The sequence below is a fragment of the Methyloferula stellata AR4 genome (assembly GCF_000385335.1).
Lineage (GTDB): Bacteria > Pseudomonadota > Alphaproteobacteria > Rhizobiales > Beijerinckiaceae > Methyloferula > Methyloferula stellata.
On record NZ_ARWA01000001.1, the window covers coordinates 250,619 to 274,931 of the forward strand.

Sequence of the window (24,313 nt, forward strand, 5' to 3'; positions counted from 1 at the left end):
TCATCTGCTAGACGACATGCGGATTTCATATGATCGTCGCGATCAAACAGGCGCTTGTCTTCAATGTCCATGACCGAGGTACGGGCGCGCAAGGAGCGGGTGGACACGGCGATCCGCAACCGCGACCCGGGGCTTTTCGCCAATAGTTTCGTTGCCTGGCTGGAAGCCATGTCGTTTTTGCGCGTGGCGCCCAACATGGCGAAGATCGGCCTCGATCCGGGTCCGATCCCCAGTTTCACCTATGTCGATCTCCGCGAAATGACCGTCCGCGTCGATGCCGACGATACGGTCATGGCCTATTGCATCTCGGCCGGGCTCAAGGCCGACGGCTCCGGCTTTCGCGGCCTGCACAATATTCTGACCTATCAATTGGGCCCGCTTTATCCAGGCTCGACCGCGCTTGCCCATTGCAATCAGATCATCGATCCGATCGTCAGCTTGGACGATGCCGTCGGCCAAGTCCTCAAAGACATGCTGGAGGGCCAAAGCTTCGACGCGGCGGGCCTCTGGAATGCCGGTTTGCGGGTGTTGCAGCGCCTGCGTTCGTCGAATTTCGCGGCGGAACTTGCGCCGCTTTTAGCCGAATGGCTGCGCCTGCGCTGGGCGGAAGCCATCGCCGAACCTGGCCGTTTCAAGCTCGCGCGGCCCGAAACGGCCGGGCCCGCGATCAACCTTGCCCTGGCCGATTCGATCAATGACCAAGCCTTTGTGGCCGGCCTGCTTCACGCCGCTTTCGACGCGCTCGATCCGGCTCCCGACCCGGAATATCGCAAACAGCTCGCAGTAATCGCCAAGCGCGCCTAGAGCATCGGACCAAAAAGCGCGAACAGCGCATGATTTGCTTCGAGCTGCGGCGGAAAACCGCGTCACGCCCTTCGGCGCCCCGCCCTATGTCGCCTGTAGAGAAGCAAGTGCCATCTGGCATAAGCGCCATCTGACATATTACTGACATATGAGTTCGATCAAAATCATCGCAGAAAAGCAATGTGGAAGAAGACATGCGATTCGCCGGACGCGGTAAGCTTAGGTAAATGCCTAAACTTGTTGGCATAGTCCTGACTCAATTACGGGAGTCTATCCTGTTCGTGATTCTGGATTGGTTCGATCCAAAATATCGATTCGACCCAAATCATGAGACCGATTTATAGCCGTTCGCTGATCGAAACAGGCTTTGAAAAGCTTGGCAAAGGGTCTATCCCTTGGCTCCGAGCGAGGCATGATAGCCGATGCGTGATATTGCGATTCAGAACGATCCTTATGCGCCCCTGGCGAGCTATACCGTCTGCCGGCGCGGCGGGGCCCGGTTCGGCCTTGCGACGCGCGTTCTGATTCTGGTCGCAGCCTTCGTTATGGTGGCGGAGGTTTTGATCTATGTCCCGTCGCTGTCGATCTTCCACGACAATTGGCTGCGCAATCGCCTCAGCGCCGGCTATACGGCGGCGCTTGTCCTCGAGGCCGCACCGCGCGGCATGATTCCCGAGGCTTTGTCGCGCCAGCTTCTCGACAGCGTGCCGGCGCGAATCATCGTCTTGCAAGCCCATGGCGCACGCAGCATCCTCGCCGCTTCGGAAATCCCGCCGCGCGTCGATGACACCTATGATCTGCGCCAGCCGACCTGGTTTGGTTCGCTCGCCGCGACGATCGGGACGCTGACGGCACCGCAAGGCCGCGTACTCACGATTTACGGTGCCGCGCCGATGGGTGGCGACGCCGTCGAAATCACCATGGACGAAGCGCCTCTCAAAGTCGCCATGCATGGCTACTCTCTACGGCTGCTCAATCTGTCGCTGATCGTTTCCGGCATCGTCGCGGTCCTCGCCATGGCAGCGATCCATTTCATGGTGCTCGCGCCGGTGCGGCGGCTGACCACCAGCATCGTCGATTTCGGCGAAGATCCGGAAGATTCGGCGCGGATCATCGTGCCCTCAGGCTCGCAGCACGAGATCGGTCAGGCCGAGGAAGCCCTGGCGCTCATGCAAGATGCGCTCGCGCGCGAGTTGCACCAGAAGAAACATCTGGCCGCTTTGGGGCTCGCCGTCGCCAAGATCAATCATGATCTGCGCAATATGCTCGCCTCTTCGCAGCTTCTGTCGGATCGTCTGGCGAATGTCACCGATCCTTTGGCCCAGCGCATCGCGCCGAAACTCGTCGCGACGCTCGACCGTGCGATCAGATTCTGTCAGGCGACCTTGACCTATGGGCGCGCGGCCGACGATCCGCCCAATCCGAACAGTTTGATATTGCGCGCGCTCGTCACCGAAATGATCGATTATTTGCCATTGAACGGCAAAATCTCCGTCGAGATCGTCAATGACGTCGATGACGGATTTGAGATTCTGGCCGACAGCGAACAAATGTTTCGCGTCCTGTTGAATCTGACCCGCAACAGCGTCGAAGCGCTGCAAAGCGCCGGGCCGGGCCGCGGCCGGCCTGCGCGTATCTCGCTCAGCGCCTATTTCGACGCCGATCAGAACGCCTCAGTCATCGAAGTCTCGGATACGGGACCGGGCATCCCAGACAATCTGCGCCCGAAGCTTTTCGCAGCCTTCATGGCCTCCACGCGGCGCGGCGGCTCGGGCCTTGGCCTTGCGATCGCCGCCGATCTCGTGCGCGCGCACCGGGGCACGATCACGCTCCTCCCGCAGGCGGAAGGTATCGGCGCGACCTTCCGCATCACCCTGCCGGCCAATCCGCCCATCGCCACGACGGCGAAAATCGCCCGCGCCTAGAGCGGCTTGCCGAAAGCCGCGGGGCGGTTTTGGGTCCGATGCGTTAACATCTGATTTCAGAAGCTTTTGCGGCGCCTATTGCAACGGCGCGCGTGAGCCGCTAATGACACCGCTCGACTTTGATTTCGCTCTGGCCGCGCAGCACGCGGCCAGGATCAACGGCGGTTCAAAGCGCAGGCGCCCGTAGCTCAGCTGGATAGAGCACTAGACTACGAATCTAGGGGTCAGGAGTTCGAATCTCTTCGGGCGCGCCATTTAGCACTCATCTGCGAACCGGCCAGAATGGCGGCCGGGCTGGCTATAACCGCATTTTCGAGACGGTCTTTTCGGCCCTTAATCCGAATGATGCGAGCATCAACCGCGACGACATCAACGCTCGACTGAAGATATGCTTGCGGAAGGGAATCAAGCCGCTCGTAAAATCTTCGAGCATCATATCGCTTCCGAGATGGAAAGGCCTGTTCTCGCGCGCCAAGCGCGAGTCTTGCGGAAGCGTCCGTCCTGACCTTGCACGGTCCCTCATTCCGGAGTACGCCGCTTGTAGGGAGAGGGCTCCGCCTCGCAAGACTCAAGGAAGGTAATCGACCGATGCTTTGATGCCGGAGTGATCGCAGATGCGGTGTTCGGCAGTCCTAGAATCCGTGGTGAGCGCTTCGATAAATCGAATGGGATGTTTCCCTCGCAGAGCATCTTGCAGATTCTCGCCGAGCTTATGATGCCTATTGTGCACGGTCTCGGGTCGAAAACGCCACGCGGACCTGCGACCACGAATTCCTGGTGTCGACGTCAGTCGAAAGGTCCGAAATGCCATCGGGGCAGCAAACCCAAAGCGACTGACGGGTCGTCAAGTCCTCTTAGCTATCTCCTCCGCGAAAGATCAGCCAATTATCTTATTCCGTGCCCGCGACCAACAATCCCTGTGCTGTTTGACCATTCCGATAATCGGGCCGCATTCCTTTTCTCGCAAACAATTGGTTCGAGCTGATGATTGATATCGAGACATTCCGGGGAGGCGGACGCCGCCAATTTTTTTATGTCAGGCTGGGAAGCACGGAACCATGGACATGGAAACACTCGGATGAAGGATCAAGAGATGTAAGGCGGTTGAGTATGAAACGGGATCGTCAGTTACGCCACTTGGCCTCCCGAAGCATTCGATCCGGCACGAGTTCATGGTAGACCTCTTCTTCAGACATTCCGATACTGCCCAGATCCTGATATTCGCCGTGTGCTTCGCCCTGGTCGGCATCGTCGAGCGCATTTGCGTCGGTCTGCCGGACGCGGCGGTCATCCGTCACATGTCGCTAAATGCTCTCTTTGTCTTCATAGCCCTGCCGCTGGAACTTGTTGTTGGCGTCATCTGCTTCGGCGTTTCGCGATGGGCTACGGATCATCACTTCGGTCTGATGTTTTTACAGCCAGCCTGGCTCGGCTTGGCTCTGCGATCTGGCATCGTCTTCGTGTTGCTGGATCTCGGCGATTATGTGTACCACCGCATTATGCATCATACGCCGTGGCTGTGGTGTTTCCACCTTGTCCACCACACGGATCAGATCGTCGATTCCTCGACTACCGTGCGCGAGCATCCGGGCGAAACGATCGTCCGTGGGAGCTTTCTCGTGTTGTGGACGCTGGTGCTTGGCGCCTCCGAAGAGGTGCTGCTCCTTCGCCAAGCAGCGGAGAGCGTATTCGCTGTGCTTTCTCACTCCGCGGTGCGGATGCCGAGAGAGTTCGGCACATGGTTCGGCTTCGTCTTCGTGTCGCCGAATCTTCATCACGTACACCACCATCGCGCGCTTCCCTATACAGATCGGAATTTCGGGGGGGTGTTTTCCGTGTGGGATAGGCTCTTTGGGACCTTTGTCGAACTTGAGCAGACCCATTGTGCTTTCGGTCTCGACACGCACGGGGAGGCACAATCGTGCGCTCGCTTCGGTAGTTTAATGACCATGCCGATCTGGCCGAAGGAGGGTCGTCTTCAACCACCCTCGGGTCCGTAGGTTACAGCCGTTCACTTTGAAGGAAACACATACTTACGTGATCCGCAGTTTTATCCTGAGTGGCGCGCCATTTTAAAACTGCGTTGCGAGCGCGTCACGGCGCGCCGCCGCCCGGCACGATCCTCTCGCTCAGTTTCTGATCCACGATCTTGACCGTGCGGTCGATCTCGTCATTCGGCATCCCGAGCTGATGCGAAATCAACCTCACCAGCAGGTCGACCCGCTCGATGAAAGGCGCGCCATTGGCCACAGCGCGGGCCGCCGACGAGGGTTTGAGGAGGCTTTCCGCCGCTTTGGCGTATTTCTCGAAAGGCACCTGATCCTTTGGGTCGGCCCCCAGACGCTGAGCGATGGCGTCTACATGGTCATAGATGGCCTGGGAGCGCTTCAGATCAGCATGCACCGCATCGCGGATCGACTGCGGCTCCTGAGGCGTGATGCAGCGGTAATTTCCGGTGAGGAGCATCGACCATTTAGCCAGAGGCACGAACAGCGAATCGAAGACTTTGAGCTTTACCGGAACGTCCTGCCCGTCCAATTTCACCGCGTCTATGTCCGCCTCCAGCTCCCGAAGCAGGAGGTTATGGGCCTCATCCGCAAATATCGCTGCTTTGAAGTTTGTCGGCAGGCCGACATGCAGGACATTCGCAGCCTCTTCCGGCGGCCGGAAGGCCTGCGGGTCGGGCGAGCAGAGCGACACCAGTCCGGGCTCAAACCGCTCCCACACCAGCGCATTGGTATAGGCCTCTTCAAGGTCCATTCCAGCCAGCGCCGGGATCCGTTTGAGATAGGGCAAGGGCGGCATGTTCATGATCGAAAGACAAGGCAGCTTCGCCTCGGCGATCTTGATCATCAGAACCCGGACCGTATGATTGGTGTACTGCGGCTCCTGCATGGCAAGGCCGACCAGATCATAACGGGAAAGGTCGACGTCTTCGGGCGTGCTCGCGTCCAATTTGCCGGGCAGATCGCGCGAGAAGATCGACCGGTGCGCCGGCTCGTCACGCAGCTTGATGCGGACTTCGGTACCATCGCGATTGATGAGTTCCGCGGTCTTCTTCCGGCAAACCAGGGTCACGTTATGACCCGCCATCAGCAGCTTTGTCGCCAGTAATGAGCCATACGAGGCTCCAAGAATCAGAATGTTACGCGCCATACTCCCCACTTCCACAGATTATGAGTGCTTACCCCAGCCATTCTACGATTATCATTGTTTCACGGCGCAGGGTGCAAAAGATCGTCAGCAGCCCTTTAGAACGCATGAGTGGAAAAAAGAGCAAGTCGTCGCAGCGGGAAATCAATAATATAAATGTTCGCCGTTTGATCCTCTCCGGCGCTCGAAATTCACGAATTTTCATCGTGTTTCGGCAGAGGCTCGTCGTCGAACAGGATGCGGTTCGCGGCGCCGTCGAGATCTTCGAATTGGCCGTGCTTCAACGCCCAAAGAAAGATCAGCAAACCGCTCGCACCGAGGAAAAGGCTCACGGCAAGAAGATAGATGATAACCGTCATGGCTGCCGCTCCCGGCTGAGCCGCAGGCTGTTCAGAATGACGATCAAGGACGAGCCGGACATGGCCGCCGCCGCGAGCCAAGGCGTGACATGGCCCAGCACGGCGAGCGGGACCATCACGACATTATAGGCAATCGAGAGCCCGATATTCTCCTTGATGAGATGCCGTGCGGCTTTAGCGGTCGCAAGCACGATTGCGACAGGGCGCAGGCTATTGCCTTGAAAGACGACATCCGCGATCGTCTGACTGAGATCGGCCGCCGTCGACGGCGACATGGAGACCGATGCCGCGGCAAGCGCCGGACCGTCATTGAGACCGTCGCCGACCATCAGCACCTTGCCGCCGCGCGACTGAAACGCTGCGAGCTTCGCCACTTTCGAAGCAGGGCTCAATTCGGCTTCATAATTCGCGATCCCGGCGCGCCCCGCGATGGCGCGAACCGGCTCGGCGCGGTCGCCCGAATAGAGAAAAAGCGGATAGTTTTTTTGGGCAAGCTGCGAGAGCGTCTCCGTGGCATCGCTGCGCAACGTCTCTTCGAAGCGGAAGCGGACGGCCGGTCGGTCCGGCCGCGTGAACCAAAGCTCGGGTCCATCCGAGGCTTCCGCCGCCGCGCCGCAGAACGCGCGGCTGCCGACCCGAATTTCGCCTTGCGGCCCGTTCCATCGCAGACCCGCGCCTGCGACTTCCATCACGCCATCGGCAGGCCGCACGGAAGGCGCGGCGGCCACCAGAGCGCGGGCGAGAGGATGGCGGCTCGCGGCGCAAAGCGCGGCGGCCTGCGCGAGATCCTCGGCGCTCCAGCAGGGTTCCGCGCGGAGGCGGAGGTTCGGCTCCGTGAGCGTCCCGGTCTTGTCGAAGACGATCGTATCGACGGAAGCGAGGCGCTCGAGCGCCGACGGCGATTTGAGCAGGATGCCGCGGCGAAACAAACGCCCTGTCGCGATGACTTGCACGGCAGGCACGGCGAGCGCCAGCGCGCAAGGACAGGTGATGATAAGAACGGAGGCCGCGATCAAGAGCGCTTGCGGCCAGGCCATGCCGAGCGCGAGCCACCAAACGAGAAAAGTCGCCAGCGCCGCGATATGCACGACCGGCGCGTAGAGCCGCGCGACTTTGTCGGCCAGCGCGACGAACCGGCCGCGTCCATGTTCCGCCGCCTCAATGAGACGGACGCATTCAGCAAGCAGCGTCGCCTCGCCCGTGGCCGTCACAAGGACCGTCAGAGGACTGTCGAGATTGATGCTGCCAGAGAAGACTTTCGCGCCGGGCTCGACCGCCGCAGGCAGGCTTTCGCCAGTCACAAGCGACGCGTCTATGGAGGAGCGCCCGCTTTCGATTATGCCATCGACGCCGACCCGCTCGCCTATGCCGACAAGCACGCGCTCGCCGACACGGACGCTCTCTTGCGCACGCCGCTCGATCGTCCCATCGGCGCACAACACCGCGACGTCGATGACGCGAAGCGCGATCAATTGTTCCGCCGCCTCCCGCGCCTTGCCGCGCGCGCGCTGATCGAGCACGCGGCCGATCAGCAGAAAGAACAAAAGCATCGCGGCCGAATCGAAATAAGTGTGCGCACCGCCGCGGATCGTCTCGACGAGGCTCATGCCAGTCACCAGCAGAATGCCGATCGAGATCGGCACATCCATATTGGCGCGCCCATGGGTAAACGCATTCAAAGCCGACTGGAAGAAGGGACGGCCCGCGTAGGCAATCGCCGGCAGCGCAATAATGGCCGAGACCCAGTGCAGCAGCGACCGCACGGCCTCGCCCATGCCCTGGCTGAAGCCGACCCAGATGCCGATTGAGAGCAGCATCAGGTTTCCGGCGGCAAATCCGGCAACCGCGAGCGCCTTCATAAGCGTCTGAGCCGTGCGGTCATTGGCGGCCTTCACCGAGGCCGGATCATAGGGCGCGAGCCTGTAGCCAAGCCGCTCGATCGATGCGAGCACATCCTCGATATTGGCCGATCGCGCCTGCCATTTGAGGCGCAAGCGCCGTGTCGTCATATTGACGCGGCCTTGAACGACGCCTTGCTGCGCGGCCAAAACGGATTCGATCAGCCAGACGCAAGCGCCGCATTGAATCCCATCGACCATCAGATTGAGCTCGCTGAGCCCGTCGCCATCGCTTCTGATGTAGGCCTGGATGTTCGAAAGCGCGCCGGCTTCAGGCTTCAGCGCAGGCTGCGACGCGTCGAGCACGCGCCTTTCATAATAGAGCCCAAGGCCCATGCCTTGGATAAAGCCGAAGGCAGCCTCGCAGCCGGCGCAGCAAAAGCGCGCGCCGGGCGGCACAGGCAGGCCGCAATGCGCGCAGGCACACGCCGCATCCGCGCGCGGCGGTGCGACGCGCATGTTCATTGAACGACGACCCGGCGGGTCGCAATATATTTGATGTCGCCGACGCTGGCGGTGAGGCCCAAATCCCATTGGCCGGGCGTCGGCAGCGCCGATCTCGCGACATAGCGCGAACCCTGCGGCGTGAAGGCGAAACGCGTCGGCTGCGCCGGGCCGACCGGATGAGTCGCGACCGCTTCGACGGAGGCAGCCGGCAGAACCTCGCCGTTTTGATCCGTCAAAGTGACTTCGAGATCGTTGCTCACGACTTTGACATTGAGCTGCCAGCCGAGCTTCGCCTGGCGCGCGGCATTTTCGAGGATCTCGTTATATTTATTGCCCGTATCGAAGGCGTGATCGTCGGCCGCACCGGGAAAACTATGCACCGCCGCGAAGATCATGCCCCCGTCAACGGCGACGACGGTCAAGAGAAACACTACGATTGCAAGGGGGAAAAACCGCCAGGCGCTCTTTTGCATGACATCACTCCGCTGTCGCCGAAGGTGCAAGAAATGTCGAAGTCCATTCCTGCGTCGCGCCGGACAAGGCATCGCGCAAGACAAAGGACACGGGCACTTTGCCATGGACCGAGGCGGGCGCCCGCACGAGCACGCGCACATCCGTGACGGTATCGGCTTTGGCCGCGACATCGACGGCGGAAGCCTGCCCGCCGGAACTTTCCGGCAAGGCCAGTTCGGCACCGTCAATGCCCTTGAGGCTTATTTGCAGCTTGCGGACCGACGGCCTTTTGTTAGCGATGCTCAGCGTATAGCCGTTGCGCAATGTCCCATCGGCGAGACGCACGAAAAGCGGCGCACGATCGCGTTGAACGATGAGGTTCAACTCGCTTCTATTGGTGACGGCATAGGCCATACCCGCGGCGCCTGCGACGAGGACGGCGGCGTAAATCAGCGTACGCGGCCGGAGGAAGCGGATCTCCGGCACGGGTTCGTGTTTGATTTTGGCGGTCTGGCGCACGAGGTTGTCCCACGTGATCAGCCAAGCCGGCCGCTCCAATTTGGTCATGACATTGTTGCAGGCATCGATGCAGAGGCCGCAGCCGATACATTCGAGCTGCTGTCCGTCGCGAATATCGATGCCGGTCGGGCAGACATGAACGCAGGCGTTGCAATCGACGCAATCACCGCGCCCGGCCCATGTCTCATCCGGATGTTTTTTACCGCGCGGTTCGCCGCGCCAGCCCTGATAGGTCACGGTCAGCGTCTGCTCGTCGAGCATCGCCGCCTGGAAACGCGGCCAAGGGCACATGTAAGTGCAGACCTGCTCGCGTGCCCAACCGGCGAGAAGATAGGTCGTCGCGGTGAACAAACCCGTGAAGAAATAGACCTGAAAGGACGCGCTGCCGGTCCAAAACTCATGAGTGACCGTCGGTGCATCGACGTAATACATGATCCAGGCGCCGCCGGTCCAAAAGGCGACGATGAGCCAAACCGAATGTTTCGCGACCTTGCGCCAGATCTTGTCCCAGGAGAGCGGCTCGGCGTCGCGCTTCATGCGCTCATTGCGGTCGCCTTCGATGAGACGCTCGACGCCGAGAAAGAGATCGGTCCACACGGTCTGCGGGCAGGTGTAGCCGCACCAGACGCGGCCAAGCATGCTCGTCACCATGAAAAGTGCGAAGGCCGCGAGGATCAGCGCGCCCGCCAGCAGATAAATGTCCTGCGGCCAGAATTCGAAGCCGAAGATATACATCCGCTCGTTCCAAATATCGAGCAGAACGGCTTGATCCGGGCGCCCCGGTCCACGATCCCAGCGGAGCCAGGGCAGCAGGTAATAGATCAACAAGCAGAAGATGAGGACCTCCCACTTGAAGCTCCGCACCATGCCTTTGACCGACATCGGATAGACGCGGACGCGATCTTTCACCAGCCGAAGATCTTGTTCGGGTGCGGCCGATTCAGCCGGTTCGATCTTCTGAACAATACTCATGTTGCGATGTCCTAGAGCATGATCCCAAAAGTCACAGACTTTTGGATAAGATCATGCGTTTTATTGCCCCCCGCCCAGTGAGTGGACGTAAAGCGCGAGACTCTTGATGGTCGCGTCGTCAAGCCTGCCGCCCCAGGCCGGCATGACGCCTTGCCGCGGCAGCGTCACCTGACGCACGATCGTCGCGCGATCATTGCCATAAAGATGCGTGGCGGAAGCCAGACGCGGCGCACCGACGTCCGGATTGCCTTGCGCTTTGTCGCCATGGCACGGCGCGCAATTGTCGCCGAAGACCTTGGCACCCGCTTCGACGCTGGCCGCCGCGGGCGCGGGCGCGTCTTTTGGATGATTGCCATAAAGCGTGAAAACATAATCGGCGACAGCTTGGATATCGTCCGGCGTCAGCAGATTGTCGGCGCCGAAATGCGGCATGTCGGAAACATGCGCGTCGGGATGTCCGGATCTCACGCCATAAGTGATCGTCTGCTTGATCTCATCGAGCGTGCCGCCCCAAAGCCAGACATCGTCTTCGAGATTGGGATAGCCCGGCCGGCCGGAGCCGGACGGCCCGTGGCACGGCGAGCAATTATTCGCGAAGGCGGACTTACCGGCGATCAAGGCGACCGACAGAAGATCGGGATCCTTCTGAATGTCGCTGAGGCTTGTCGCCTCGATCTTGTCGAAGAAGGGTGCGCGCTCCGCCTGAAGTGCCTTAAGCGACTTATCGAGCGCCTTATGCGACGAATAGCCGAGCAGACCCGGCGTCACGGTCCGGCCAAGCGGAATCGCCGGATAAAGGATGAAAAGCGCGACGCCCCAGACGATGGTGGCGAGCCAGACATAGAGCCACCACCGCGGCACCGGCGTATTCAGCTCGCGGATTCCATCCCAGTCGTGACCGGTGGTCTCTTTCCCCGTAAGGGCATCTTTTTCAATCTTGGTCGGCATTGCGCAATTCCTTACGGGTCTTTGTCGTCGTCGAACGGAATCCGACCGTCCTGTTCAAATTTTTTGCGGTTTTTTGGCCAATAAGCCCAAACGACGATGCCTCCGAAGATGACGATGAAGGCGAGCGTCGCATAGGCTTCGAGAGTCGTGCTCATGCGCTTCGCCTATTGCTTGAGTTTCTCTTGAGCGGCGTCGGCGAAATCGACCATCGTGCCAAGCACCTGAAGATAGGCGACAAGCGCATCCATCTCAGTGATCTCTTTCGGATTGCCATTCACCGCGACCGCTTTCGGGTAGCGTTTCAAAAGCTCCGTCTGATCGGCGTCGGCATTGGCCTGCGTTTCGAGATCGCTTTTCGCCTTGGCGATGTCTTCGTCCGTATAAGGAACGTTGACGATGCGAAGCGTCTTCAAATGGTCCGCCACGCGATCATATTGAAGCACCCGGTTCGCAAGGAACGCATAAGACGGCATCAAAGTCTCGGGCACGAGCGACGGCGGATCTTTCAAATGCGCATAGTGCCAGTCGTTTGAATATTTGCCGCCGACGCGTGCCAAGTCCGGGCCCTTGCGCTCAGAGCCCCATTGGAACGGGTGATCGTACATGCTCTCGGCCGCGAGGCTGTAATGCCCGTAGCGTTCGACCTCGTCGCGCAGCGAACGGATCTGCTGGCTGTGGCAGAGATAACATCCTTCGCGGACATAGATGTTGCGGCCGAGCTGTTCGAGTGGCGAATAGGGCCGCACGCCTTTCACGTGTTCGACCGTCGTTTCCACCGTGAACAAGGGGATGATCTCGACCGCGCCGCCGACCGCGATGGTCATCAGCGTCAGCACGACCAAGAGCATCGCATTCTTTTCAATTGTCGATTGTTTCAGGAACATCATCACGCTCCGACAGGTGCGGTGGATTCGTCGTGCACCGTCTTCCAGAAATTGTAGACCATGAGCAGAGCGCCGGTCAGGAAGAAGATGCCGCCCAATGCCCGCAGAATGAAGAAGGGATGCAGAGGCTCGACCGTCTCGACGAAGGAATATTGCAGGAAGCCGTGCGCATCATAGGCACGCCACATGAGACCCTGCATGATACCGGCGACCCACATTGAGGTGATGTAAAGGACGATGCCCAGCGTCGCGACCCAGTAATGCCAAGCGATCATGCGCGTCGAATAGATCTTCGTGCGATGCCAGATGACCGGAACGAGATAGTAAAGCATACCGAAGGTGATGAAGGCGACCCAACCCAAAGCGCCCGAATGGACGTGGCCGATGGTCCAGTCCGTGTAGTGGCTCAGCGCATTGACTTCGCGCACCGACATGACTGGCCCCTCGAAGGTCGACATGCCGTAGAAGGCAACAGCCGTCACCGAGAAACGCAGACCGGGGTCCGTGCGCAGCTTGTCCCAGGCGCCCGACAGAGTCATGAGGCCGTTGATCATGCCGCCCCAGGACGGCATCCACAGCATGAGCGAAAAAGCCATGCCGAGCGTCTGGGCCCAATCGGGAAGCGCGGTCCAATGCAGATGATGCGGACCTGCCCAGACATAGATGAAGATGAGCGACCAGAAATGGACAACGGAGAGCCGGTAGGAATAGACCGGCCGGTTGGCCGCCTTGGGAATGAAGTAATACATCATCCCCAGGAAGCCGGCGGTGAGAAAGAAACCCACGGCATTATGGCCGTACCACCATTGGATCAGCGCGTCCTGCGGCCCGGAGAACAGGGAATAGGATTTCGCGCCGAACCAGGACACCGGCACCGCAAGATTATTGCCGATGTGAAGCACGGCGATCGTCAGAATGAAGGCGAGATAGAACCAGTTCGCCACATAGATGTGCGGCTCCTCGCGCTTCATGATCGTGCCGATATAGACAATGGCGAAGGCGACCCAGACGAGCGTCAGCCAAATGTCGATATGCCATTCGGGCTCGGCATATTCGCGGCTTTGCGAAAAGCCCATGACGTAGCTCAGCGCCGCCATGACAATGAAGAACTGATAGCCCCAGAACACGAAATCGGCGAGCGCCTCGCCGCCGAAGAGCCTGGTCCGGCAGGTCCGCTGCACGACATGAAAGGCGCTGCCGATCAGCGCCGTGCCACCGAAGGCGAAGATCGCGGCCGAGGTATGAACCGGTCGAAGCCGGCCAAAATTCAAAAATTCCAGACCGAAATTCAGTGCCGGAAAGCAAAGCTCAAGCGCGAGCCAGACGCCGACGGCGAAAGCGACCACTCCCCAGAAACAGGTCGCGATCACCGCCTTGCGGACGATCGCTTCATTATAGGCCTCGACATAGGCTTTGGCCGGATGCGCCGTCTCGACGCGCGGCAAGAAGCCGTCGGCTGCGATATCAACCATGCCGGGACTCCGTCGATGTACGTTGGTTGGATGCGACAAATTGCCGACGGATCTGGCCGGCCACAAACAGCACGGCGAAAGCGGCGAGCGATACGCCGAACACGCTCATTTCCCGATCCAAGGCGTGCAGTGCGAGTGAGATGCCGAGAACGGCAAAGCCGATCATCATCAAGCCGATGATCACATCCCCAGGGTGGACCTTCATGAATTCCCCTTGCGCAAAACAATCTACGATTGGCGATTCGGGAAATTTAGGTACTACACCCAAAGCAGCATTGATCTCGCTCAAGGTGCGGCCGATTGCTTCAAGGTCGCCGACGCGGGCTACGAATGCCGTGATGGTCGCTTTGTCGCACTTCGACTTGAGACACTGGGTGGCGTCGCCGGCCGCGCGCTTGCGGGCCACAGGCGGATGGAGACGATCTCCTGAGGGAAAGCACCCCGCATTAGAGATGCGGCGGCCGTGAGGCTCGCGCTACATGCAGGTCTCTTCGAGATCCTCGAGCATGGCCAAAGTCTCGAGATCGCCCAGGTTTTCGAGCAATTCGCGCAAGGTCGCGACAAAGTTGTGAAGAACCCGCAGGTCGTCCAGACCTTGCCTATGCGCAAGGTCTCTTTGATGGATGAAATAGGCCCAGAAGGGACTATTGACCCGGTCGATATGGGATTGCAGACGGGCGAGAACGCGGCCCGTTTTGCCTTCCCAGTCGCAGCCTCTGAAGCTGACATAGCGGTCGAATTCTTCGGTCATTCCCGCCTCCGTTGCGTGAATGACCGGATTTCTAGTTCGGGCTTTGAGAGCCGTCTGTCAGCTGGCCGACACTGCGTTTTCGCGCGCGCAGGCCTGCAGCCGGTCGGGCATGCAGATCTCGATATGACGGCGGCCCTGGCGCGTCAGTATGCCTGCGTGCATCAGGGCGTTGAGTTCGGTTGAAGCCGTCTGCCGCGTCGTGCCAAGCAGAGCGGCTATTTCTTCCAGGCTCAGATCGAGGCGGATGGCGCTTCCCGCTTCGACCGCGACCTTTTGCCTGTCTGCGCAGCGCAGAAGATAGCGGGCGATCCGCCCGCGCACCTGATGGAAAGCCAGATCCTCGATCAAAGTGATGGCCTGATTCAAGACCGCCGCCAGAACGCTGATGATGGCTCTTTGCAAGGCCGGATAATGGGCGAGTTCGCGTTCGATCACGGCGCGCTGAGCCATGAGAAGAACCGTCGGCTGGACGGCCTGCAACTGCGCCCTGGTGTGGGTGCTGAACACGTCGCCTTCGTTTAAATAGACGAGGCTCAGCTCACGTTCGGGCGTCGTCAAATAGACCCGCAGGCGTCCGCGTTTCACCACGAGCACTTGATCCATCTCGCTTTCGGGAAGCAAGGCGCCATTCGCCAGAACATGCTCATGGAACCGGGACCGCAGAGCGGACCCGGCTTCGCTCGCGAGGAATTCGGAGAGTGACGCGGGATGCATGATCCACGAATAAAATCCCAGGGCGCGGTCGCATTGATCTCGGTCAAGATCAAAGCCGCCGGTTTGGGCTAGCCAGAGAAGCTGGAGGAAGCTGTGAGCATCAATAGTTTCGCAGTCATATGTGGCAGCCACGGGATCGCGCCGGCCGCCGGTATGGCGGGTCTGGCCGGTGCGCTTTTTGTCGCGGGCCTCGCCGGCAGCGTCGCCCATTGCGGGCCTATGTGCGGACCGCTCGTCATCGCTCAGGCGAGCAACAGGCTTGCGCATGTACCAGCGTCCCGGCTCTGCGAAATGTCGCGCATCCGAAGCGGCTTGCTGCTCCCCTATCATCTCGGCCGCTTGACGACCTATGCCGCGCTCGGCGCGGCGGCCGCGCTGTTTGGGCAGACTCTCTCCGACCTCCCCTGGTTTCGATTCGTGGCCGCGGGGCTTCTCATCGTGGCCGCGTCGCTTTTCATCTGGCAGGCCGTCGCGCCGGCCAGCGCGAGCCGGCCCGCCGCTCTCTGGTCGAAACTGGCGGGGCCTCTCGCAACAAGGCTCAATGCGCCGGGGATTTTGAACACCTATGGGCTCGGGCTGCTTTTGGGTTTCATCCCTTGCGGCCTCGTCTATGCAGCGCTTGCGGCCACGGCCGCGACCGCCGATCCCCTGGCGGGCGCCATCGGGATGATCGCCTTCGGGCTTGGCACCGTGCCCATGCTGGCTGCAATCGGCACGCTCGGCCAGGTCGCGATGATTCGCATGCGGCGCTTCGCCCATCTCGCGCGACCCGTCATTCTGACGCTCGATGGCGGATTGCTGCTTGTCCTCGCCATGAGCTGGGTCACCTGAGACACATCCGTCTCCCCCCGTATCGCCGAATTTGACAGCGGACGATTAAGAGCCCGTACATGCGCCTGTGCTTGGCCAAAGAGCTGGCGCGGGGGCATATAAGATGACACAGCGCATGCAGGATTTGGCGGCTGAGATCGTCCGTCTTCAGACGGAACTGGACCAGGAAATCGAGGCGCGGCGCAAGATACTCGGCTCGCGTCTGAAAGAGCAGATCGGCGAATTCGAACAAGGGATCATCGCCGAACATCGCCGCCTGCGCATGAGCGTCATGACCTTTCTCGCACAATCTCCGGTCAGGGTCGTTGTGACGGCGCCGATGATCTATTCCATGATCGTTCCTTTTCTGATCATGGACATGTGGGTCAGTCTTTATCAGGCGATTTGCTTCCGGATCTACCGGATCCCGCAGGTGCACCGCGGGCGCTATATCGCGTTCGATCGCAGGCACCTCGCCTATTTGAACTGGATCGAGACGCTCAATTGCCTCTATTGCGGCTATGCCAATGGCGTGATCGCCTATGTCCGCGAGATCGCCAGCCGCACCGAACAATATTGGTGTCCGATCAAACATGCCGCGCGGATCACGGACCCGCACCGGCGTTATTATGCGTTTCTTGAATACGGCGATGCCGACGGCTATCGTACGAGACTCGATCAGTTTCGCGAACGTTTGAGGTCGGATGCCGCGCCTGGATCAGATGCGCCATGACACGCTCTCGAAAGGATACCCGCCGCGGCCTGCCCGAATGAAACAGAAGACGGCGTGAAGTAGAAGAAGATGAGAGCATGCCCCTGCGGTTGAGCATCTTCGCGGGTCTTCGGCCCTTCAAACCCGGAGAGGCGGCGCGCGATCTCCTGGCAGGCGTGACGCTTGCCTCGATGAATATCCCGCAGGTGCTCGGCTATACGCGCATCGCAGGTACCCCTGTCGTCACCGGCCTTTATACCGTGCTGCTGCCCCTTGTGGCTTTCGCCATCTTCGGCTCGTCGCGGCATCTGGTTGTGGCTGCCGATTCTGCGACGGCAGCCATTTTCTCCAGTTCTATTTCTCAAATGGCGGCGCCGGCCAGCGCGAAATATATGGCCCTGGTCGAGATGGTCGCCTTACTGACCGCCGGTTTGCTTCTGCTGGCACGGATCTTCAAACTCGGTTTCCTCGCCGATTTTCTGTCGCGCACGGTGCTCGCCGGATTTATCACCGGCGTCGGCGTCCAGGTCGGCATCGCGATGCTGGGCGACATGCTCGGCGTCGCCACGGCCTCGCATAGTACGCTTCTTCAGCTTCAGGAAGTTGTACGGGGCCTGCCGCAGTTCAATCTCCCGGCAGCGGCGCTGTCGGCGCTGATCGTGGCTGCCATACTGCTCGGACGCCGCCTCGACACCCGATTGCCCGTCTCGCTGGTTGCAGTCATTGCAACGATCATAGCAAGCGCGGCATTTCATTTCGCCGATCATGGCATCCCGGTCATCGGACCGGTGCCGGGTGGCCTGCCAGCCATCAAATGGCCGGATGTGAGCTGGAGCGAAACACTCGCTATCCTGCCCGTCGCCGCATCGTGCTTCGTCATGATCATCGCGCAAAGCGCCGCGACATCGCGGATCTACGCCGTCCGCAATCACGAACGCGTCGATGAGAATGCGGATATTCTCGGGCTCGCCGCTGCGAATGCCGCCGCCGCGATCAGCGGCGCCTTCGTGGTCAACGGCAGCCCGACGCAGACGGCGATGGCAGATAGCGCGGGTGCGCGCAGCCAGGTCGCGCAGCTCGTCTTCGCTGGCGTCGTCCTATTGGTACTGCTTGCCCTGACGGGTCCGCTTCAATATTTGCCGCGCTGCGCGCTCGCCGGCATCGTGTTCACGATCGCCGTCGGCATGATCAAATTGGATTCTTTGCGCGCCATCTTGAAGGAAAGTCCGGGCGAATTTTCTCTCGCCATCTTTACCGCCGCTTCGGTCGTCGTCATCGGCGTCGAACAAGGTATTTTGCTTGCCATCGTCCTTTCACTGCTTCGGCATGTCCGCCACAGCTATCGCCCGCATACGATGGTTCTCACGCCAGACCCCAGCGGCGAATGGAGACAATCACCCGCCACGCCTGGCGCCGAAACCGAACCGGGTCTCATCGTCTACCGGTTCGGTGCGGATCTTTTTTACGCCAATGACAATCGCTTTGCCGATGAGGTGCGCGGTCTCGTGAAGCGCGCCCCGACGCCTGTGCGCTGGTTCATCGTCGATGCGGGCGCCATCACGGATCTCGACTATTCCGCTGCGAGATCCATACGCGACCTTATCGACGATCTCTGCCGGCAAGGCGTGAGCATGATTTTCGCGCGCGTCAATCCTTATCTGCGCTCCGACATGGACCGGCATGGCATCACGGCCGCGATCGGAGAGACGCGGATTTTCACGACGCTCCACGAAGCCATAGCCGCCGTGCGCTTTGGCGCGCTTTAAGCGTGTACGCCCCCAAAAGACGATGCGCCCTAAGATCAGGCCGTCCGCTTTGCCGATAAAGGCCGCTGGACAATATTCGTCCAGAACCGCTGGAGGCTCTCCACGCCGCTTGCCAGCGAACTCCAAAGCGTCGCGTCGCCAACGAGAAGCGTTCCGGCGAAAACGCCGGCGCGCGTTTGCAGTAAGGCGTCGAAACTGTGCCGCCCCTGCGCCGTGAACGGATGCGGCGGCGCCTTTGGATCGATCGCTTGGCGCACCAGCACATCGAACTTCGCAACGCCATCCGCGACGGGCTCGAAATGCGGCAGGTGAGGATGGAGATTGAATGTGGTGACCTCCTTAAGGAGACCCAAACGGTCGAGCGCGCGGTCCACCTCGAACGGCGTCGGCGATCCGTCGGGCTCGGCCGCCGGATGCAATCCGTACCTGTTTTCGACCGCGACGCCGAGCCCGGCGAGGAGAGTGCGCCCGAAGCCGCCAAAACCCTGCTGAGGCGGCAGTGTTCGGTCTCCGTGATGAAGGAACTGCCCTTCTTGAAGCGCCGCGCGCTGGCTATCGGAGAGCCCTCCGGCTTCACCAATATCGTGATGCGGGCAGACGAAGACGAGATGATCCGGATTTTCAAGAAACGCGCGCACTGCGGCGATTTCGCCGGCGCTCGCCGCCTGACCCGTCCGAAGCGAGTCGAAACTGATGACGATAAGCGTGTCGATGCCCTTCAAAAACGCATCGTCCAGCGGCGTTGGCACGCCGTCTTCCCCAATACGTTCGATTTCGACAACCGGATGGGTGGTCTGGCTCTTCGTCTGATCGACGAAAACGTCATAGTTCTTCTTTAAAATATGAGACAAGAATCCGCCGATACCCTGGTCGAAGCGGGTCGGGTCGGAGAGTTCCTGCAGCTGTGGGTAAAGCATCCGGCGGCTCTCGAAGAGAGCCGGAAATCGGTTTTCAATGGTCGAAAGGGGTGCGTTGATTTCGCCGGGCCGGCTCCAGGCATAATAGACGGCAATATTTCTATCGGTCATGCGTGTCTGCCAAAAATGCGTATCTGCCACGTATAAGTATCGCGCATACTATTGGAGACCACCTCCTAGCGCTTTACGATTTACAAAAATTTCGCTGGATATTGGAGGTTCTGCGCGCCGCATCGGCTAATGCACTGCCGACAGGATGGCGCCGGTGGCAAAGGCCAATGCCGCGGCGGCGGTAAAGACGTTTGCGTGAGCATCTTCTTTTGCCGATTGCGCTTGGCTTAGAGCGGTTTCCTCGGTCGCAAGCGTCGTAAAAGTGCCGACGCCGTGGCGATAGGCATCGAGCGCGGCGTCGTAAGACGTTTGCGCCGCTTCCGTGAGTGCCAAGGCCGCGACATATTCCGCGTAGCTTGTATGAAGCGCATCATAAGCGTCGGTTACCTGCCTCGTGGCGGTGTCACGCGACTGATCCAAGGCGGCCCGCGCCGCGAAAATATCCGATTCCGCCAAGGCGACGTGTGCATCCCTTGCGCCGCCATCATAAAGCGGCACACTGAGCTTCAGAAGAATATTGCCGCCAGGTTTATTGATCGGAAAATATGGACTGCCATCCGCGCTCAAGGCACCCATATTCTGATAGATCTGACCCTCGAGACCGACGGTCGGAAAATAGGCGCCGCGTGCGCTTTTGAGCGTTCCCTCAGCGGCGCGGACCTTCCCAAAGGCGGCGATAATGTCAGGCCGATTGGCCAAAGCGGTTTGAACGAACTGATCGACATTTCCCGAAGGGTTTGCAGGCAGCTTTAGTTCCGAACTGTCTTTCGTTTGGAGATGCGTGCTCGGCAAGACGCCGACACTTGCGATGAGCGCGGCATAAGCACCGTGCTCAGCGCCAATTGCCTTTTCCAGATTGAAGCGCGCCTGAGCGGTCTGGCGGCGAGCTTGCGCGACCTCGACGACTGTCGCCAATCCTTGCGACTGCTTCGATTCGGCCGCTTCCTGCACGACCCCAGCGGTCTTCAGGGCCTGCAGCGCCACGCGCAGACGGCCGCGCGCTGCGCCCAACGAGAAATAATCCCGGCAGACGGCATAGATCAGCTTCTGGTGGGCCCCCGTAAAGGCCACGTTGGCGACGAAGGAATTGGCGCGCGCGGTCTCTTCGGCTCCGGCGCGTTGGCCGAAATCGAACAGGAGCCATTTTGCCGTCAGCGATGGGATCAGCTCGCGCGTGTCGCTGATGAAAAAGCCTTGCGGCACCAGGGTCGGTGGGATGGGCAGAGGCGTGTGTTGATATCCACCGACCACTTCGGCGGAAAGTTGCGGCACATAAGCTGTCTCGGCGAGACCAACCCCGAGCGCGGCTTGGCGGGCCTTTTCCCAAGCCTCGCGCGTTTCCGGATTTTTGCGCTGTGCGAGATCGATGAGGGCGGCGAGATCGTAATGCCGCCCCTGATCGATAGAGACGGCGTTTTCCTGCGGCAGGCGCGCCAAAGAGGCGTCGCGAGCCTGCTTTGCCAGTTCCGGCGTGGATGCGTTAGGTTCCCTTATTGGCATCGGAACCGCCGATCCCGACGGCGGCACGTCGACCGAGTCGGGAATGGTCCAAGGCTTGTCGGGCGAGCTTGGGGCCAATTCCAATTCATGCGTTGCACAGGCCGTAAGCGGCAGAACCGCCAGCAGCGCGGCCTTCCGGCAATGCTTCAGGGTGCGGCTATCTCTCGATCGCAACGGCGTTCTCGATTTCCGCTTGGAGGAGCAGGCGCGCTTCGATTGTCGCACGACGGGACATTGGTGCATCGGCGGGAAGTTGCGTCAATGCACGGTCAAGATCGAGAGACCGGTCCGGCGCGGGCATCGCCGTCTCTCCCTTCGAAACCCGGTCGGCAGCGGACAGCAACCACGCCGAAGCGGCTTCATCGCTCGGCCGCACAGGTTCGGCAATGGCAGCATCGGGCTCTTGATCGGCAACGACGAATGTCGCGCCCGCAAGTCCGTCCAATATGTCGAGTGAAACTTGATCCGATGCTACGCGCCGCGGCCGTGTTGGCAAGGTGCGAAGCTCGAAAGCGGCTATCCCGACGAAGTGCCGCGCATCCGCAAGCGCCCGGACGACGGCGAGGCGTGCACCATGCTCTGCCGGGGCCGGCTCGATCAAAAGCCGGCTGAGCGTGCGAAGCGCCGCGGCCACGGAGGCGCGGGCCCGATCGAGGGCGCTTATCGGCCAGAATACGCTGAAGACGATCGAGATGATCAGATTGCCGAGAAGAATGCCGACGACACGGTCGCGCAGCCCCACAAGTTCCGTGGTCGGACCGTAGCCGTGAAGCACTCCCAAAAAGAAGGCGAATGCGGTCTGCATGCCCGCGTAAGAAAGCCGCTCGCTGCTCGTCGCGACCCATCCGCAAATGAAGGAGACCCCGGCGATCAAGAGACAGAGCTGGCCGATATCCGTCATATGCGGCAGCACATAGACGATGCTTGCGAGCCCCAGGAGCCCGCCAATGGCTGCGCCCGCGAGGCGCAACGTCAGCTTGTGGACGGTTTCGCCGAAGCTGCCGAGCGCCACGAAAAAGCAGGTGGTAACGGAGGTGCTGATGCCCGGCCAGTCGAGGAGGCTATAAATAATATAGGCGGCCATGACCGCGATCATGGTCTTCAACGCAAACCGCGCGTGGTCCGGATTGCTGAAGGCATCCGGAACGAAAAGCGATTTCACTTCGGCTACCGCCAGCTGGCCGGTGGCGGCTCGGCGTCGTGCGATGCCTTCGCTCAATCGCGTCATCGCTTTGGCCATTGCGACGATGACCGGTCTTGCTTCGGGAGAGAGCACTCTCAGCACGGCGTCCGGCGGCGTATGTTGCATGATTGCCGGCGCATCGCCACGCCCGAAAGCCAGCGTGGCTTCCTCGCAGGCCGCGGCCAGCGGAAGGCGCGCTTCGATCGGCACGCCGGCGGGCAGCACCCGAAGCAGGCTCAGCAGTTCCGCCAGTGTCTCGATCAGCATCGTGTCGATCGCGGCCCGGCTGCGCAAGCTCTTGTCGAGCATGCCGGCGCGTTGGCGCAATTCGACAAGGCCGACCGCTTCCGCTTGAGCCTTTTCGAGCCGCGTAGAATCGCCGCTTCGCAGCGCCGCCGCAAGCTCGTTCAGAAGACGCTTCGCAGTCCGCCGCGCGAGCTCGGCCGGATTTTCGCCGAAGGCGAGATTGACGACGATCGTCAACACGTTCGGGACCATCACGACGACCCAGAGCCACAGAATCAGCCGTGTCAGGACCTCGAGGTTTGGAACGACGTCGATCAGCGTCTGCGACAAGACGATGATGAACCCCGCGAGGAAGGCGACCGGGCCGAGCGACATCGTGCGCGACAGAAACATGGCGATGTAGGTCGAGATCGCCATCAGAGGCAGACGAAGCGCCGGCTCCGAGGCATCGAGCATGTAGAAGACGAGCGAGAGCGCTATGGCAAGCGTCGCCGCGATGGCACCGGCCACGCCCGTCAGCAGCGTGCTTGCGACCTCGTCGCGGCTGATCAGAAAAACCAGATAGGCCATATAGGCCGGCAGCGGGATCTGATAGAGTTCCGCGATCGCGACGGTGAGCGCGCAATTGAAAGCGATCCGCGTGCACGCCGCGACACGTCCCGGCCGCGGCGCCAGCTCTTCCCGCAAAAACGCAAGAAGGCTGAAGCGCGGTGGCGGCGCGGGAATCTCAGCGAGAAGCGCCATGCCGCACCAAAATCGAGACCGTCGCCCCGATCCGCATGTCCGCCTCGGGCGGATTGTCGAGCCTGATGCGAACCGGAAAGCGTTGCGCCACCACGACCCAGTTTAAGGTCCGCCCGACAGCCGGCAGCCCGGGTGCGCCAGTATCTTCCGGTCGCACGCCCCAGCCGAGACTCTCGACATGACCGCTCATCGGGCGATTATTGTCCGAGATCATCCATACGGTTGCCGGGTCGCCGATGGCGATGGCCGGGAGTTCCGTCTCGCGAAAATTCCCGACCGCATACCAGTCATCTGTTTTGATCAAGGTGAAGATCGGATGTCCGGCGGCGGCATAGGCGCCTGCGGCGATATCGAGGCCGACCACCAGACCATCGAAAGGCGCGACGAGGTTGGTGTTGCGAAGATCGCGCTCTGCAAGCGCGACGGAGGCCTCAGCCCCGATCAATTGCGCCATCAAAGCTTCGGTATCGCCAATGGCCTGCCTTGCTTGCTGCGCCTGTTGGATGGCCCCAGCCAAGCCAGCCTGAGCGGTTTTTTCATTGGTCTTCGCTTCGTCGACTTGCTGGGCCGTCACGTAACCCTTACCCAGCAACGGCACCAGCCGTCCGACTGTGCTCTGCGCGAGAGCGAGCTGCGAGCGTCCGCGTTCGACATTCGTCGCTGCCGCATCGGCGCCGGAGGTTTGCGCCGCCACTTGCCGCGTTGTCAGTTCAATCTGCGCCTTCAGCGCAGCGACCTGCGCACGCGCTTGACGCAGCCGCAGTTCGAAAGGCTCCGGATCGATTTCGACCAGCTTTTCGCCTTTGGCCACCCTCTGATTGTCACGCACATGGATCGCGACGATCCGGCCGCTCACATCGGGCGCCAGTCCGGCTGTATCCGCATAGAGAAAAGCGTCATGCGTTCTCGGGCGGCGATCGACACTCTCGACCACGCGAAAGCCAAGCCAAAGCGCCGCGGCGATGGAGCCTATTGCAATCAATCGGCTTACGAAGCGGCGGCCCCGCATCGGAGCTGTTTTGGGG

At 60.6% G+C, this 24,313-nt stretch carries 22 protein-coding genes and 1 tRNA gene; 7 read left to right on the forward strand and 16 right to left on the reverse strand.

All coding sequences use genetic code 11. From position 1 onward, the window contains the following. The first annotated feature begins 63 nt into the window (after positions 1-63). The 4 genes from A3OQ_RS0101275 to A3OQ_RS23315 all read left to right on the forward strand — a co-directional run bounded on the left by A3OQ_RS0101275 (position 64) and on the right by A3OQ_RS23315 (position 4,729). Complete coding sequence (locus A3OQ_RS0101275; protein WP_020173536.1) at positions 64-804, forward strand: hypothetical protein; 741 nt, start codon at positions 64-66, stop codon at positions 802-804. Positions 805-1,226: 422 nt separating this feature from the next. Then, complete coding sequence (locus A3OQ_RS0101280) at positions 1,227-2,729, forward strand: sensor histidine kinase (protein WP_020173537.1); 1,503 nt, start codon at positions 1,227-1,229, stop codon at positions 2,727-2,729. Between the two features lie 177 nt (positions 2,730-2,906). Next, positions 2,907-2,983: transfer RNA gene (locus A3OQ_RS0101285), tRNA-Arg, on the forward strand. Positions 2,984-3,901: 918 nt separating this feature from the next. Next, on the forward strand, positions 3,902-4,729 hold the full coding sequence (locus A3OQ_RS23315; RefSeq protein WP_020173539.1) for a sterol desaturase family protein: 828 nt from the start codon (positions 3,902-3,904) through the stop codon (positions 4,727-4,729). Positions 4,730-4,823: 94 nt separating this feature from the next. On the opposite strand, the gene A3OQ_RS0101300 is transcribed toward A3OQ_RS23315, so the two are convergent. The 12 genes from A3OQ_RS0101300 to A3OQ_RS0101355 form a co-directional block, all read right to left on the reverse strand. Further along, positions 4,824-5,885 (reverse strand): ketopantoate reductase family protein, encoded by a 1,062-nt coding sequence (locus tag A3OQ_RS0101300; RefSeq protein WP_020173540.1) that lies wholly within the window; start codon positions 5,883-5,885, stop codon positions 4,824-4,826. A 188-nt stretch (positions 5,886-6,073) separates the two neighbouring features. Next, on the reverse strand, positions 6,074-6,241 hold the full coding sequence (ccoS, locus tag A3OQ_RS0101305) for a cbb3-type cytochrome oxidase assembly protein CcoS (RefSeq protein WP_020173541.1): 168 nt from the start codon (positions 6,239-6,241) through the stop codon (positions 6,074-6,076). Continuing rightward, complete coding sequence (locus A3OQ_RS0101310; RefSeq protein ID WP_020173542.1) at positions 6,238-8,604, reverse strand: heavy metal translocating P-type ATPase metal-binding domain-containing protein; 2,367 nt, start codon at positions 8,602-8,604, stop codon at positions 6,238-6,240. The genes ccoS and A3OQ_RS0101310 overlap by 4 nt, the downstream gene beginning before the upstream one ends. Continuing rightward, positions 8,601-9,059: a FixH family protein gene (locus tag A3OQ_RS0101315; protein ID WP_161607287.1), complete on the reverse strand. Its 459-nt coding sequence runs from the start codon at positions 9,057-9,059 to the stop codon at positions 8,601-8,603. Before A3OQ_RS0101315 ends, A3OQ_RS0101310 begins: the two co-directional genes overlap by 4 nt. 4 nt (positions 9,060-9,063) lie before the next feature. Next, entirely contained in the window at positions 9,064-10,530 is a 1,467-nt protein-coding gene (gene ccoG / locus A3OQ_RS0101320; RefSeq protein WP_020173544.1) for a cytochrome c oxidase accessory protein CcoG, read from the reverse strand. A gap of 60 nt (positions 10,531-10,590) precedes the next feature. Continuing rightward, positions 10,591-11,478, reverse strand: coding sequence for a cytochrome-c oxidase, cbb3-type subunit III (gene ccoP, locus A3OQ_RS0101325; protein ID WP_020173545.1), 888 nt, complete (start codon positions 11,476-11,478; stop codon positions 10,591-10,593). 11 nt (positions 11,479-11,489) lie between these two features. Beyond that, positions 11,490-11,633, reverse strand: a complete 144-nt coding sequence (locus tag A3OQ_RS0101330) for a cbb3-type cytochrome oxidase subunit 3 (RefSeq protein ID WP_020173546.1) — start codon at positions 11,631-11,633, stop codon at positions 11,490-11,492. Between the two features lie 9 nt (positions 11,634-11,642). Beyond that, positions 11,643-12,368, reverse strand: coding sequence for a cytochrome-c oxidase, cbb3-type subunit II (gene ccoO, locus A3OQ_RS0101335; RefSeq protein ID WP_020173547.1), 726 nt, complete (start codon positions 12,366-12,368; stop codon positions 11,643-11,645). Next, positions 12,365-13,834 carry a cytochrome-c oxidase, cbb3-type subunit I gene (gene ccoN, locus A3OQ_RS0101340; protein ID WP_020173548.1) on the reverse strand — a complete coding sequence of 490 codons (1,470 nt, stop codon included), beginning with the start codon at positions 13,832-13,834 and terminating at the stop codon, positions 12,365-12,367. The genes ccoO and ccoN overlap by 4 nt, the downstream gene beginning before the upstream one ends. Beyond that, positions 13,827-14,240 carry a hypothetical protein gene (locus tag A3OQ_RS0101345; protein WP_020173549.1) on the reverse strand — a complete coding sequence of 138 codons (414 nt, stop codon included), beginning with the start codon at positions 14,238-14,240 and terminating at the stop codon, positions 13,827-13,829. The genes ccoN and A3OQ_RS0101345 overlap by 8 nt, the downstream gene beginning before the upstream one ends. A gap of 69 nt (positions 14,241-14,309) precedes the next feature. Next, positions 14,310-14,585: a N(2)-fixation sustaining protein CowN gene (gene cowN / locus A3OQ_RS0101350; protein WP_020173550.1), complete on the reverse strand. Its 276-nt coding sequence runs from the start codon at positions 14,583-14,585 to the stop codon at positions 14,310-14,312. A 57-nt stretch (positions 14,586-14,642) separates the two neighbouring features. Then, positions 14,643-15,299 carry a Crp/Fnr family transcriptional regulator gene (locus tag A3OQ_RS0101355; RefSeq protein WP_026595363.1) on the reverse strand — a complete coding sequence of 219 codons (657 nt, stop codon included), beginning with the start codon at positions 15,297-15,299 and terminating at the stop codon, positions 14,643-14,645. 93 nt (positions 15,300-15,392) lie between these two features. Here A3OQ_RS0101355 and A3OQ_RS0101360 point away from each other — a divergent pair, with 93 nt between their 5' ends. From A3OQ_RS0101360 to A3OQ_RS0101370, 3 genes are all read left to right on the forward strand, one after another. Further along, entirely contained in the window at positions 15,393-16,130 is a 738-nt protein-coding gene (locus tag A3OQ_RS0101360; protein ID WP_152428273.1) for a sulfite exporter TauE/SafE family protein, read from the forward strand. Positions 16,131-16,233: 103 nt separating this feature from the next. Next, positions 16,234-16,842, forward strand: a complete 609-nt coding sequence (locus A3OQ_RS0101365; RefSeq protein ID WP_020173553.1) for a hypothetical protein — start codon at positions 16,234-16,236, stop codon at positions 16,840-16,842. A gap of 77 nt (positions 16,843-16,919) precedes the next feature. After that, a complete protein-coding gene (locus A3OQ_RS0101370; RefSeq protein WP_020173554.1) occupies positions 16,920-18,587 on the forward strand; it encodes a SulP family inorganic anion transporter in 1,668 nt (555 codons plus the stop codon). 35 nt (positions 18,588-18,622) lie between these two features. Here the strand turns inward: A3OQ_RS0101370 and A3OQ_RS0101375 are convergent, their stop codons facing one another. From A3OQ_RS0101375 to mdtN, 4 genes are all read right to left on the reverse strand, one after another. Further along, a complete protein-coding gene (locus A3OQ_RS0101375) occupies positions 18,623-19,615 on the reverse strand; it encodes a hypothetical protein (protein ID WP_026595365.1) in 993 nt (330 codons plus the stop codon). 126 nt (positions 19,616-19,741) lie between these two features. After that, positions 19,742-21,289: a TolC family protein gene (locus tag A3OQ_RS0101380; protein WP_020173556.1), complete on the reverse strand. Its 1,548-nt coding sequence runs from the start codon at positions 21,287-21,289 to the stop codon at positions 19,742-19,744. Continuing rightward, positions 21,273-23,288 carry an FUSC family protein gene (locus tag A3OQ_RS0101385; RefSeq protein WP_020173557.1) on the reverse strand — a complete coding sequence of 672 codons (2,016 nt, stop codon included), beginning with the start codon at positions 23,286-23,288 and terminating at the stop codon, positions 21,273-21,275. Before A3OQ_RS0101385 ends, A3OQ_RS0101380 begins: the two co-directional genes overlap by 17 nt. Beyond that, entirely contained in the window at positions 23,272-24,297 is a 1,026-nt protein-coding gene (mdtN, locus tag A3OQ_RS0101390; RefSeq protein ID WP_020173558.1) for a multidrug transporter subunit MdtN, read from the reverse strand. Before mdtN ends, A3OQ_RS0101385 begins: the two co-directional genes overlap by 17 nt. Between the last annotated feature and the right edge of the window lie 16 nt (positions 24,298-24,313).

What these genes read in the sequence shown, in the direction of transcription:
- A3OQ_RS0101275 (WP_020173536.1), top strand. Translation starts at nt 64, where the DNA reads ATGTCCATGACCGAGGTACGGGCGCGCAAGGAGCGGGTGGACACGGCG.
- A3OQ_RS0101280 (WP_020173537.1), top strand. Translation starts at nt 1,227, where the DNA reads ATGCGTGATATTGCGATTCAGAACGATCCTTATGCGCCCCTGGCGAGC.
- A3OQ_RS23315 (WP_020173539.1), top strand. Translation starts at nt 3,902, where the DNA reads ATGGTAGACCTCTTCTTCAGACATTCCGATACTGCCCAGATCCTGATA.
- A3OQ_RS0101300 (WP_020173540.1), bottom strand. Translation starts at nt 5,885, where the DNA reads ATGGCGCGTAACATTCTGATTCTTGGAGCCTCGTATGGCTCATTACTG.
- ccoS (WP_020173541.1), bottom strand. Translation starts at nt 6,241, where the DNA reads ATGACGGTTATCATCTATCTTCTTGCCGTGAGCCTTTTCCTCGGTGCG.
- A3OQ_RS0101310 (WP_020173542.1), bottom strand. Translation starts at nt 8,604, where the DNA reads ATGAACATGCGCGTCGCACCGCCGCGCGCGGATGCGGCGTGTGCCTGC.
- A3OQ_RS0101315 (WP_161607287.1), bottom strand. Translation starts at nt 9,059, where the DNA reads ATGCAAAAGAGCGCCTGGCGGTTTTTCCCCCTTGCAATCGTAGTGTTT.
- ccoG (WP_020173544.1), bottom strand. Translation starts at nt 10,530, where the DNA reads ATGAGTATTGTTCAGAAGATCGAACCGGCTGAATCGGCCGCACCCGAA.
- ccoP (WP_020173545.1), bottom strand. Translation starts at nt 11,478, where the DNA reads ATGCCGACCAAGATTGAAAAAGATGCCCTTACGGGGAAAGAGACCACC.
- A3OQ_RS0101330 (WP_020173546.1), bottom strand. Translation starts at nt 11,633, where the DNA reads ATGAGCACGACTCTCGAAGCCTATGCGACGCTCGCCTTCATCGTCATC.
- ccoN (WP_020173548.1), bottom strand. Translation starts at nt 13,834, where the DNA reads ATGGTTGATATCGCAGCCGACGGCTTCTTGCCGCGCGTCGAGACGGCG.
- cowN (WP_020173550.1), bottom strand. Translation starts at nt 14,585, where the DNA reads ATGACCGAAGAATTCGACCGCTATGTCAGCTTCAGAGGCTGCGACTGG.
- A3OQ_RS0101355 (WP_026595363.1), bottom strand. Translation starts at nt 15,299, where the DNA reads ATGCATCCCGCGTCACTCTCCGAATTCCTCGCGAGCGAAGCCGGGTCC.
- A3OQ_RS0101365 (WP_020173553.1), top strand. Translation starts at nt 16,234, where the DNA reads ATGACACAGCGCATGCAGGATTTGGCGGCTGAGATCGTCCGTCTTCAG.
- A3OQ_RS0101370 (WP_020173554.1), top strand. Translation starts at nt 16,920, where the DNA reads ATGCCCCTGCGGTTGAGCATCTTCGCGGGTCTTCGGCCCTTCAAACCC.
- A3OQ_RS0101375 (WP_026595365.1), bottom strand. Translation starts at nt 19,615, where the DNA reads ATGACCGATAGAAATATTGCCGTCTATTATGCCTGGAGCCGGCCCGGC.
- A3OQ_RS0101385 (WP_020173557.1), bottom strand. Translation starts at nt 23,288, where the DNA reads ATGGCGCTTCTCGCTGAGATTCCCGCGCCGCCACCGCGCTTCAGCCTT.
- mdtN (WP_020173558.1), bottom strand. Translation starts at nt 24,297, where the DNA reads ATGCGGGGCCGCCGCTTCGTAAGCCGATTGATTGCAATAGGCTCCATC.